Below are 12,464 nucleotides of genomic sequence, written 5' to 3' on the forward strand. Positions count from 1 at the left end.
CTAAATTTAGGATATGAAGATATTATTGGTTTTAGGAATAGTGACGTCTGCTTTTTGGGGGATGACCCAGGGAGAAGTTTTTTCATTTTATTTTGATAAGCAAGGAATTTTGAATTTGAATTCAGTTCAATCAATTCCAACGCAGTTTTATGGTAAATATGAATTGTCAGATATTCCTAAACATGAAGTGCGCAGAGCTGCTGGTGAATATCTGAAAATAGATGAATCCGGTATCTATATTGAAAAAAACAGACTTATTTCAATCAGCAGAGATGAGGTAAGGGAAAACTCAAAATACAGGGTGAATAAAGGTTGGTTACACGGAGTTGTTGAAAATGATTCAGTACCCTGTGCCTTGGATGGAGATAACTATTTTTTCCTGGTACCTGCAAAGACATTCTTATTTGACAAAATTGTGTCATCTAACAAATTGATAATGGTAAATAAAGAAACTTATGCCATGTTCAGTGTAGAAGATAACGGGTATTTTTCTGTTGTTGTGATAAAAATGAAAGCCGGTGGGTTGAGTTTGAATGATATAAGCTTTACACTAAAAGATGAAAAAAGCATTGAGAAAATTGAAAAGCGAAAAGAACAAACTGATAAAGGGTTAAAAACTTTTATCTTAACGCCCTCAAAAGAAGAATGGGAGTCTTTTGTTTTTAAGATTTGTCTTGAACAATATGACGATTATTTGAAAATTACAGAATGAAAGGAGTATTAGTTTTAATTAGTGCATTTATTGTTGGATACTCGTATTTGTATTTGAATTCGGCACTTGTGTTTCTTGTCGGAACTGAAGAAATCATTGATAATTATTGGATTGGTAAAGGTGTCATGATAACTTTGTTTTCTACAATTGTTGTTGTCTTGCCACTTCATATATGGATAGTTCGCAAAATATCGAAACAAGAAAAATGGGATTTTTGGGGAAGAGCATTTCCTTTTTTAGTAATTCCGTACATGTTGGGTGTTACCCTTCAAGCCTTGTCTCTCTAGGGAGTTTCTATTTTTTCTTGGCAATTATTTTTCTGTGTTCTTGTCAATCTAACCAAGAGGATGAAGAGGTTGTAACAGAACAGGAAGTACTTTCCGAGATGGATGATTTATCAACTTCTCCATTTGGATCTCAAAAATTTATGTGGGTTTTTCAAGATGATTTTACTGCAAAGCAGAAAGAGAAATTGAAAAATTGGATCATTGAAGTAGGAGAAGCTACCATCCAAACAATAGGACAATATCCATTTGATGTTGAAATTGTATTCCACAAATCATCAAGGGGTGGAAATAAGGCAGTTACTTTTGGGCATACAGACAGAGGCAAAGTGCAAGGAGTACATTTTTATGTGAACCCTGATAGACCTTATAATGAATTCATAGAAGACTGGACAGCACCGCATGAAATATCTCATTTATCAGCTCCATTTGTAGGGAAAAAATTCAAGTGGTTTGCCGAAGGATATGCGACTTATTTAAGTAGGAAAATTATGATTACAATGAATCAATTCACGCAAGAAGAGTTTGATGAAATGTATACTAAGCGAATAGTGGCATCACTTAAGTTTTATGACAGTTCTACTAAAACACATGCTGAAATTTCAGATAGCTTGTTATCACAACATATTTATGGAGATATGTATTGGGGATCTGCAAGTTATTTTTATACAGCAGACAAAGAATTGGAGAAAAAGTTCAGCATTTCACTTTCTTCTGTAATCACCAAGTATCAAGATTGTTGCAGGTTGAAAGACAAGAACGTTCACATGATGGTAAAATCCCTGGATGAAATAGTAGGTGATAAATTGTTTTATAACCTTTTTGATAAATACGTTAATCAGCCTTCCTCGGTGGCAATGCAGCCATATATGTGATTATTCGGTAGGTTTTTCTGTTTCTTCGGATGAGTTTTCCTGATCTTCAGCTGCATCTGATTCTGTCGAAGTTTCTTCAGCTTTTTCCTTTTTATCTTCGTCATCCTTATCAAATCTATCCGAGATATCTTCCACTACATCTTCAATAATATCAGCACTTTCTTCAAGGCTGTCTTCAATTTCATCTTTGGTAGGCATGCCTACAGAACCATCTTTTTTAAAGAAAAACTGAACAGGAACTAATAATATCGATACAGCAAATGAAATGTATAAACCATATGACGGTTCAACATGATTTTGGATTTTATAAATGCTGATTAAAATAATTTGGTACAATACTAATATACCAGCTGTCACCAATACACCCATTTTTTGAAATCCGGGTTGAAGCGGTTGTTTCCGGTCTCCTACAACAACAATAAAAGCAGATGCCAGATAAAGAATTATTGATACATATCCTACACCAGCGGTGATTCCGGTTTCAAAAGACATAGCTGCGTCGATTCCTCCAAAACCAAATATTGCTCCCTGATCAATTGAGTACCAAGGCATCAAAGTTGAGATAATTCCAATTCCACTTAAAATGGCAATGATTGTTCTGCTTAAATGCATAGTGTTCAAAATTTTCAACTAAGCTAATGGAAATAATTTAGAATCTATTTGACACAAATAAATTAAGTATTCAATCTGATTTTTACAACCATATATCGACTGCTCGAATTAATTTATCGGTTGACTTAATTTTTAATTAATAATCAGATTATATTCGCCAAAATATAAACTAATATTTATGATTAAAAAGTTACTTTTTGGTGCGCTTACCCTTATCAATGTTGGGGTTTTAGCTCAAAGCACATGTACTGATCCCCAAGGATTTTTAACTCCGGGAATTTCAGTGCAAACATTTACATCCACAGGAGGATACTACGAATTTCAAGCTTCTTCTGGATGTTCTTATACTTTCAGCCATTGTCAAAATGGTGGATCATACACAGGGGATACATATCTTACTGTAACAGATGATCAAAATAATACTATTACATCTAATGATGATTGGTGTGGATTAGGGTCTGAATTAACTTGGACAGCAGGTTTTTCAGGAATTGCCAGAATTCATTTAGGAACATGTTGCGGAGGTACCGGAACTTGTGGTGGTGGCCCAACTAGAGTTTTAGCTTATTGGTCTACTTGTGAGTCATGTACAGGAGCTGCTCCAGTTACTGTGATTGATCCTGCACCAGTTTGTAACTCAGGTGATTTTACATTGATGGCAACTTCTACTGATTCATTGTCTTGGTTCTCGTCAGCAAATACATCAGTTGCTCCTTTAGATGGTGGTCCAACTTACACTACAGGTACTATTTCAACTACTACTTCTTATTGGGTAGCTGCTTGGGATGCTACAAATAGCTGTTACGGTGCTCCTTCAGAAGTAGTTGCAGAGGTTCATTTTCCTCAAACAATTTCATTTGTTGGTGACACTTCTTTCTGTTCAAACGGAGATTCATTTACACCAAATTTCCTTCCTGCTGGAGGTACAGTTTCAGGAACAGGAGCTAGTGGATCAACATTTGATCCTATTGCTGCTGGTGTAGGAACACACTTAATTACTTATAATTTAGGTGACGCTTGTGCTTCAACCGGAACACAAGAATTTGTAGTTGAATCTGCCCCTTCAGATGCTACTATTTATGCTTGTGAAGACAGTTCAGTTACTGTTACTGGATCAGGACCTGGAATTGGTTGGTTTGAATCACAATTAACAAATGCATTTGTAGACACAGGTGCAGTTATTAACTATACACTTACTCAAGATATCATCTTGTTTTATGGTGATCTTCCGCCTTCAGAATTTATTGATACTATCACGGCAACGAATTTTGTTATTTCTGATCATGATGCTACTACAGGTGATGACAGAAGTGGTGTGGCGTTCTCACCAAATTATTTCTATGTAGTTGGAGACGGTGCAACAGGAAGAATTGATTTAGATTTTGCAGGAGCTTGGACTGCGCTACCAATTAGAGACGGTATTTTCTCTGATATTTCAAATGGGGATCTTTATACTCTTTGGAACGGAACAGCTGGTCCTAGTGGAACTTACTTGGGAACAGATTATACAATTTCGCATATTGCTCCAATGGATGAAGATTTGGTTATTAACAGTGGTTCAGCAATCGCGCTTTCTACACCGATTGTAGTAAATAACAATAGTGGTGATTTTGGAATTTTTGCAGGAGACGGAATAGTTGTTATCTGGACTTCACAAGATGAAAATTTCTATCAAATAGATTTAGGAACTGGATTTGTAACTGATCTTGGAACTGGAACTATCAATGCATTTTCAACTGAGAATATTGCTTTCTGGGGTGTTGCAGAAATTTACAATGGAGAAATTTCAGTATCATATAGATCAGATTTTGGAGATTACATTGAGCGTTACTCAATTAACTCTGGAAATACAATGACTGTTGCAGATTTTTCTGGTTTAAGTGATCTAGGTTGTTTCACAATCAATCCGGCAAATGACAGAATGTACTTCCACCATGAAGGATTTAGTTCTTCTTTTGGAGGATCAACTGAAACTGCTGGATTTTGTGATGCAGTTTGGTTTACTTCAGCTGGAGGTTCTACTGCTTGTAGAACAGCAGTTCCATTGGTTGTTTCAAAACCGGCTTTTGATTTAGGATTAGATTCAACTATCTGTTCTAACAGCCCTTTAACTTTAGATCCTGGAACATGGGATACATACACTTGGTCAACTTCAGAAACTACTCAAACAATTGATGTAGCTGCTGTTGGTACTTATGATGTTGTTGTAACAGATTCATTGGGATGTCCTGGTTTCGATACAATCAATATTGACGTAAATGTTGTAACAGAGGTTAACCTTGGTTCAGATGTAACTGTTTGTAACTATCAGTTGGTTGTTTTAAATGCCGGTGGTGGATACAATTCTTACACTTGGTATAACGGTGAAACAAGTCAATTAATTTATATTGGAACTGATACATTATCAATTGGTAACAATACAGTTACAGTTTCTTGTGTTGACAATAATGGTTGTGTAACTACTGATAACATGGATATCATTGTTGAAGATTGCGCAGGTTTGGATGAAAATGAAGTACTTCTTTTTGTATATCCAAATCCGGTTGTTGATATTGTGAAAATTCAATTAGTGAACCCAGGAACAGATACGCAAGTTCAGTTGGTAGATGTTAATGGGAAATTAATTACTCAGATTTCAAATATCACTCAAGATTTGATGCAAGTTGATATGAGTGAATTAGCTGATGGTGTTTACTTTATTAGAGTAATCAACAACAAAAATGTACAAGACGTAAAAGTTATTAAACAATAACTGAAACGATAAATTAAATAAGATGCGCCGATTCATTGAATGGGCGCATTTTTTTTGAGTTAATATTTTCAACTATGCTGATGGAAATAATTCACTTAATAAGGTGTTAGAAAGCGAAAAAAAAGCCGGTTATTAACACCGGCTTAATTCTATTATTTTTCAGCTTCTAGTGCTTTTAATCTTTCTTCAAATGCTTTTAATTGAGCTTTCAAAATTTCATTTTCTTGTTTTACTTCTTCTAGTTCTGTTTTTACTTCTTCCATTTCACTTTGTTGCTCTTTAACAGACTCAATTATGATTGGAATAAACTCAGTGTAGCAAACATAATGAGAACCATCTTCTGCTACATCAACAAGCTCAGGGAATACCTCATATACTTCTTGTGCAATAACACCATATGAAGTTACCGGTTGGTCTCCTTTTTCTAGTTCTTCTGGAGCTAATTTAAAGTTGTAGCTATATCCATTTAATTCAACTAGTTTGTCCAAGCTACCTTCAAGTTGAACAATATTCTCTTTTCTATTTCTATCACTAGCTGCAACCCAGTTACCAGCAGTGTTAAGATAAGCTTTTAGAGCAGTATTGTTAAAAGGGTCCGAATCTGTACCACCGTCATAGCTGTCTTCATCATTTACATACAACAAAGCAGCCGGTTGTCCAGGAGCGCCATCACCCGGTGACCAGATTGTTACGTGATCTCCATCACCATAAATTCCGGCAGATTCAAAAGAAGATTGTCTTGAAGCAACCATAAAATGATCACCACCATCTCCAAAATCCTGATCACCTGACCCATGTGTCCATACATCATCATTTAGGATTACCATTTCATCTCCAGGAGAAAGACTTAATTCTACAATTCCTACAACCTCAAGTTTTTCTGAGGGTGTTGTAGTTCCAATACCAACATTACCGGTTACGGTAGAATATTGATCTGACCCTGAAACTGTCCAATCACCATCATCCAAATTAGTAATTAATGCTCCACCATCTGTACCTGCTGTGATGTAGTTACCTGCGTCCGCGCTTACAATGATTTGAATTTCATTTGATGGATCTGAATCGGCGTCATTAGGATCTGTAATAAAACCACTGTCATTGTTTAAATCAGAAGTGTTTTGAGGTACATTTCCAGCAGACGTTGCATAAAGTGCGTAAGGTACACTTACAAGTTGTGAAGTCCCTAAATCAGTGTAAGTTGTTCCACCGGAATAATCAACAGCAGTTTTGATGTAGTATGGTCCATTGGCCCAATCAATAGCACTGAAGTTATCTGTAGTAGTTCCTGTACCAATTTCCAGATTAACTAATCCAAATCCATTTGTAGTAGGTGCAAATGTTTCTGTATAAACCGCAGTTCCAGTCATACTTCCTTGGAGGATTGTCATTTGAATTCCGATTGAAGAGTTATTAATAGTAGCCCCGTTTCCGTCTCTTACTACGGCTTGGTATTTAAAACTCTCAGGAGATTGTGCAAATATATTTGTTGCTGAAATAAGTACAGCAGATATTAAGAATAGAAATTTTTTCATTGTTTAATAATTTTAATTGAATTGACTTGATTTTTGTTTGGGTTGGTTACACGAAGAGTGTAACTACCTTTGGCAATAGTTGAAATATTAATCGAACTTTTTGGTTCGATTAACAATCCTTCTAATACCAATTTTCCGGCGACATCATACAAAGCATATTCTGCGCCTTGAAAATTTTCCATTTCAATCACAAAATTGTCTTTTGCCGGATTCGGATAGGCATTGAAAGCGCTATTCAATTCACTAACACCTGTAAAATCGTAGTAGTGTTGCTGAAATCCTTGAGTTAGTGCATTGGATGTACTTTCATAAGTGTTAATGACGACTTCGCCAATAGTGAAGTCAAATGTACCATTGCTGCTCACGTAGGTATCACCTTGATTGGCAATTACCTCTTGAGCACTAAGTTGATTAGCCAAAAGCAATGAAACACCTAAAAGTTTAAGTTGTTTCATAAGATTTTAATTTTCTTGAAACTAAAAAATTAAGAGTTAAAAACAATGGATATCACAGGATTAAATGTTCACAATTAATATGTTGAAAACACTTAAAATCCCTTAAATCAGTAGAATAAATAGGCTATTTTACAATGAACTTATCTACCAAAGTAGTTTGATCTGCAAAAGTTAATTGTATGAAATACATACCGCTTTGAAATGATGCAATGTCAATAATCGCTGATGACACATTATTTTCCTTTAATACCTCTTTGCCGTTTGTGTTATATATCTTAATTCTATTTATTGCTTTGTTAGTTTGGATAAATAATTTGTCTGTTGCCGGATTCGGATATAATTTAAATGTTGTTGAACTTTCATTTGCCAAATCTAAAGTTGTATTGTTTCCAGGTAGTTTAATTTGACTCGGGTACGTGCTGTTGTGATGTACTGAAATATTGGCAATATTACCACTACCGGCTTGATACATTGTTCCACCATCTTGCAGATTTACATTGAATCTTATCGCATGATTTCCGCCTACATAAATCTTAATTTTGTGTCCTGCTTTCCAGGTGTATTGTGTAAAAGGTAAATCAACCTGTACATTGTAAACCTCACCCGGCACCATAAATACTTCGCCACTTTGTGTGTAATCGTTGTTTCTAAAGCGCATTCGTTTAATACCATCTGTAATTAACATATTTTCTCCACCCGGATACTGATCAACTAATCTAACTGAGATGTCACAATCAGCTTGATCCGCACTTATCCATAGATCTAATTGAATTCGCCCGGTAATGGAAACATCCTGGTTTAAAGCTGCAGAAGTAAAAGTAACAATGTCTGTTCTGGCATCTAAACTTGATTGATCATAGGGTCCTTGATCTAAGAATTGAGAAAGTGTAGCACCTCCGATCGTAGGAGAAGGGTTTGAAGGATCAGAAATGAATGTACTTGAATCAATACCAGTTGAGGAAATTAATCCTCCATTTTGATCCAGGTATAAAATGTCGTAATTAGGTATGGCAATGTCATCTGCATTTGAAGTTAACCAGGTATCTGTTCCTCCCATATCAAAATAGGTAATCAAATCTGTGTTTTGCCAGTTATTAACCGAATCTAAAAGATAGTAGTTAAAGAAATCCCAGGCCATTGAATCTGACTTATAAGCGGCATTGGTATAAGTTAACTGTCCCTGATTAGGTGAACCAACATAAGCGGCTCCATCACCTCCATGTACCCAGGGACCCACCAACAACCACTGTTCATCCTGAACTGCAACATCCGCCATACTTCTGGCATCTTTGTAAAATGTCATCATCATGTCAATATTGTGATCATACCATCCACCAATTTGAAGTGTAGGAATTGAAATGTCATCAGCATACCAACTATTATTATCTGCAATGTCCCAGGCAAAACTGTCATAAACATTAGCCATAACAACTGTTGAAACTCCATAACCCAAAGCGTCCAATTGGTTTAATCTGGCTTCTTCTAAAACTCCTCCGTAGAAATATGATTCGTAAGATTGAGTGCCTGTAGCAACCATAGGTACGGCACAAGTATGATTTGGATGATGAGTAGTACATAATTGATATTGAACACCACCTAAGGCAGAAGGTCCCCAGGTTCCAATCCTATCTCCGTGCCATGTTTGGGCAACTATCCAATCACAAATATCATAGGCATCTTGTGCTCGGTCTACATTAGATAAATCTGCACCACTTGACCCGTAAAATCCGCGCCAATCTACAATTACCCATATGTATGCCTGATTATCCAGATTTGACCCTATTCCTAATGGCAATCCAAGCTGAAAACCATTTTTATTGTAAGGCGTTTGAACTAAAATCACTTCTCCGGTAGTTACAGTTGAAGGAATGTAAACATCCGCAGATAATGAGTCACCATCACTCATTGGAATCCAGATATCGTTCAAAGTAGGAGTGAGTTGGGCGTGAGTAGTTGAACCAAATACAAATAACAGTAGTAGCAAGTTTATAGTTTTCATAGATGAGATTTAAGTAACTCTATTGACGTAAGTTATACATTTCTAGTTGGACAGTTGTTAATTTTATGGTAATTGTGATTATTTGCTACAATTTGTGTTCAAAATCACCTTTACATAATTTTATATATTAGCTCTTGAATTTAAACCTGTACACATGAAACTTACCGCATTAACTTCATCTATTTTAGTAATCAATTTTGTACTTCTTACTTCTTGCGGAGCAAGTTCAGAGGATGATAATTCAGGAGAAGAAAAAGATTCAGTAAAGGTGGAACTGTCATTTGAGGAAGGTGGTGCCAAAACGGCTGAAGAGTTTTTTAAAGGAATAAATGCACAGGTTGAAGCAACTGATTTTTGGTTAAATAATGTGCAGGAATATGATTTACAAGATGTTTCTGAAGATTCAATTATCTCAGCTTTGGATACCTTGATTATCAATATTGATTCGGGGAGAAATACACTTGCAAAATATGAGAATGCTGAATGGGAAAAGCAAAGTGAATTCTATGAAATTACTATGAATTGGTACAATACTTTGTCTGAAATCACTAATGATTATTACTACAAGATGGCAGAACCAATGTCACGTCCGGATAATAGTTGGAACGCAGAAGAGCAAGCTTTTTATGATGAGTATGTATCCGCTTACAACAACTTTTTTGAAATTGACAAGCAATGGCTGATCATGAAAGATGACTTTGCTGCGGCCAACATATTCAAGGTTTCTTCAGAAGTTCCTGAATTACCCTAATTATTGTCCTCCCTGGCCACCACCGCCACCGGTTCTTTCTTCAACATCTTCCAAACTGGTTTTACGTTGACGTGCTTTTTTCACTTCTTTGTTACCAAAGTTGTAGATGACATTAACCGCTACTTTTCGGCTTTCCCATCCACCTGATCCATCAATATAAAGATCTCCGTATTGTAAATCTGCTCTCCAGTATGAAGTAAATAAGATGTCATTTCCGGCAAGTCTTACAGATAATCTGTCTTTGAAAAATTTCTTTTCTACGGCAATGTTTAAAGATCCCATACTACTAACCAGATAAGTTCCTCCCCATATTGATGGTGATGAATACCAGCCGGACAATTCAAATTTCCATCCTCCTTTTACTAAGAAAGTGTTAGATAAAAATACATTCGCAGTGGCTCTGTTAATAGGAACAAATTTTTCGTCTTTTGCAATGTAAGAGGTGTGGAATGCATTTAAATTGAAGAACAAACTCCACCATTTTTTAATTTGAAAAGGCAAACTAACACCTAAATTTATGGTTTGCTCATCTGCCACATTTTTAGTTGAAATGAAGTTTTGAGCGTATCCTAAAGTATCTGTTACCTGTGCAAAGTAATTTTGCACATAGCTATAGCTTAATGAAGTGTTAAATCTGTACTTGAAAGTATGTGATAATCTGGCATTATTAGCATAAGATGGCTTTAAAGTTGGATTTCCCTGACGATATGAAAGCTCATCTAATTGTGTTTGAAATGGATTCAAAGTTTGATAATTAGGTCTGGTAATTCTTCGACTGAAAGTCAATGACCAAATGTGTTTCATATTTGGTGTCCAGGTTAATCCTCCACTCGGAAATAACTGCGGATTATTTCTGTTAACTGTGTCGTTATAAGTTCCGGTGGCTGTAACTAAATCTCCTTTGGCAATGGTGTGTTCATATCTTAAACCTAACTGCATGCTGAGTTTTTTTCCCAATTTTCTGCTGTAATTTAGATATGCAGCACCAATTATTTCATCATAGAAAAAGTCATTTGATCTGTTCTCAATTAATGAGTCGCTGTTGTCTTCTACATAAAAGATGTCAAAATAATTTGCTGTTTTCACCATTGAAAATTTAGCTCCAAATCCTAATTTACCACCCCAGGCATTTTGTGAATAGTCAGCTTTACCTGAAAGTATGCTAATATTGGTTGGAGTTAACATTCTGTAATTACTTTCAGTAAGAATGTTTCCGGCTGTATCAGTGTAAATGTTTGGCTGATATGAATTGGCTTCTCTGTTGTAGATTCCGTAATCAACATCCACAGTTAGTTCATGACCTAAAGTATCAGCAAATCTGTAATTGATATTTCCAGTTGCTTGATAATTTCTTCCGCTTGTGATATTATTGGCATCTAAAAATTGGATTGGTGCAACTCCTGAAGGACCAATGTCTGTTGTTGCGACACTCTCTGATCCGGCATTGAAAAAATTTCCATTGGCCAAAACTCCAACAGTATGCTTATCATTCAAAAACCAGTCAAATCCAACTTTACCATTGTGCGAATTTAAAAGCGAAGTAATGTATGTTTCTGAATCATATTGAAAACCATTTTGAGTTCGGTCAAAAAATAAAAATGTTCTGTGTTTCCCTTGATTAGTACTGTACGTACCATAAAGGTTGGTTTTTTTTGTTCTATGGTTTAGATTGATTGAACCATTATATCTGTGATTAACACCATATTCATATCCACCTTGTATGGTTCCATTGGTTCCTAAGCGCTTATCTTTTTTTAGGATAATGTTTATGATTCCGGCATTTCCGGCAGCATCATATTTAGATGAGGGTTGGGTAATAATTTCAATATTGTCAATGTCAGATGCCTGAAGAGTTTTAAGAAAGTTCACCAAATCGTCTCCGGCTAAAACAGTAGCTTTGTTATCAATAAATACCATTACTCCTGATTTACCTTCTAACATGATATTATTGCTGTTGTCAATAATTACACCCGGAGCTTTTCGCAATAAATCAAATCCATTTTCTCCTGTAGCATTAATGGTTTTATCTACGTTGAAAACTGTTTTATCAGGATGAATTTCAATAACTGGACGTAGCTGAACAACCTCTACTGTTTGTAATTCAGTGTTAGTGGACATTTCAATTTCTCCAAGATCAACATTTGCATCAGACACTTTAAAACCTTCAGTTAAATGTCTTTTTAATCCAACCATTGAAACTTCAGCAAAGTACTCTCCATTTGGAATTCCTGTAATATTGAAAATCCCCACAGTATCTGCTAATCCTACCTTGGCTACAGATGAATCAGCTACAGATTTAATGTAAACAGTTGCAGAAGGCACAGATAAGCCATCTGATGACACATATCCCTTTACTTTGTATGTTTGACTGAACAAAGAAGTGCTTAATAAAAGGGTAAAAAGGAGTAGTAAGGTTTTCATATTGACACAATTGATCGATACAAATATCAGAAACAATCAAGATGATCACTTGAAAAACACATGAAAATCAA

The 12,464-nt window shown here is 35.6% G+C and carries 10 protein-coding genes; 5 read left to right on the plus strand and 5 right to left on the minus strand.

Annotation, left to right across the window (positions count from 1 at the left end; genetic code table 11):
* The first annotated feature begins 13 nt into the window (after positions 1-13).
* Genes K6119_RS14580 through K6119_RS14590 form a run of 3 tightly spaced genes read left to right on the plus strand, consistent with a single transcriptional unit; the run spans position 14 to position 1,871 of the window.
* The gene (locus K6119_RS14580) at positions 14-712 is read left to right on the plus strand and encodes a hypothetical protein (protein ID WP_221832866.1); all 699 of its coding nucleotides are present in this window, start codon (positions 14-16) and stop codon (positions 710-712) included.
* Complete coding sequence (locus tag K6119_RS14585; protein ID WP_221832867.1) at positions 709-999, plus strand: hypothetical protein; 291 nt, start codon at positions 709-711, stop codon at positions 997-999. Before K6119_RS14580 ends, K6119_RS14585 begins: the two co-directional genes overlap by 4 nt.
* A 17-nt stretch (positions 1,000-1,016) precedes the next feature.
* On the plus strand, positions 1,017-1,871 hold the full coding sequence (locus K6119_RS14590; protein WP_221832868.1) for a hypothetical protein: 855 nt from the start codon (positions 1,017-1,019) through the stop codon (positions 1,869-1,871).
* On the opposite strand, the gene K6119_RS14595 is transcribed toward K6119_RS14590, so the two are convergent.
* Complete coding sequence (locus K6119_RS14595; RefSeq protein WP_221832869.1) at positions 1,872-2,483, minus strand: hypothetical protein; 612 nt, start codon at positions 2,481-2,483, stop codon at positions 1,872-1,874.
* 178 nt (positions 2,484-2,661) lie between these two features.
* On the opposite strand from K6119_RS14595, the gene K6119_RS14600 reads away from it, so the two are divergent.
* Positions 2,662-5,235 (plus strand): T9SS type A sorting domain-containing protein, encoded by a 2,574-nt coding sequence (locus K6119_RS14600; protein ID WP_221832870.1) that lies wholly within the window; start codon positions 2,662-2,664, stop codon positions 5,233-5,235.
* A 152-nt stretch (positions 5,236-5,387) separates the two neighbouring features.
* Here K6119_RS14600 and K6119_RS14605 read toward each other — a convergent pair whose 3' ends face one another.
* The 3 genes from K6119_RS14605 to K6119_RS14615 all read right to left on the minus strand — a co-directional run bounded on the left by K6119_RS14605 (position 5,388) and on the right by K6119_RS14615 (position 9,221).
* The gene (locus tag K6119_RS14605; RefSeq protein WP_221832871.1) at positions 5,388-6,767 is read right to left on the minus strand and encodes a tail fiber domain-containing protein; all 1,380 of its coding nucleotides are present in this window, start codon (positions 6,765-6,767) and stop codon (positions 5,388-5,390) included.
* Complete coding sequence (locus tag K6119_RS14610; protein ID WP_221832873.1) at positions 6,764-7,222, minus strand: T9SS type A sorting domain-containing protein; 459 nt, start codon at positions 7,220-7,222, stop codon at positions 6,764-6,766. The genes K6119_RS14605 and K6119_RS14610 overlap by 4 nt, the downstream gene beginning before the upstream one ends.
* 124 nt (positions 7,223-7,346) lie before the next feature.
* Complete coding sequence (locus K6119_RS14615; RefSeq protein ID WP_221832874.1) at positions 7,347-9,221, minus strand: CocE/NonD family hydrolase; 1,875 nt, start codon at positions 9,219-9,221, stop codon at positions 7,347-7,349.
* A 154-nt stretch (positions 9,222-9,375) separates the two neighbouring features.
* Here K6119_RS14615 and K6119_RS14620 point away from each other — a divergent pair, with 154 nt between their 5' ends.
* A complete protein-coding gene (locus K6119_RS14620) occupies positions 9,376-9,972 on the plus strand; it encodes a hypothetical protein (protein WP_221832875.1) in 597 nt (198 codons plus the stop codon).
* On the opposite strand, the gene K6119_RS14625 is transcribed toward K6119_RS14620, so the two are convergent.
* Positions 9,973-12,393 (minus strand): outer membrane beta-barrel family protein, encoded by a 2,421-nt coding sequence (locus tag K6119_RS14625; protein ID WP_221832876.1) that lies wholly within the window; start codon positions 12,391-12,393, stop codon positions 9,973-9,975. It abuts the gene before it with no gap.
* Positions 12,394-12,464 lie beyond the last annotated feature (71 nt).

This window comes from Paracrocinitomix mangrovi (assembly GCF_019740355.2).
GTDB lineage: Bacteria > Bacteroidota > Bacteroidia > Flavobacteriales_D > Crocinitomicaceae > Paracrocinitomix > Paracrocinitomix mangrovi.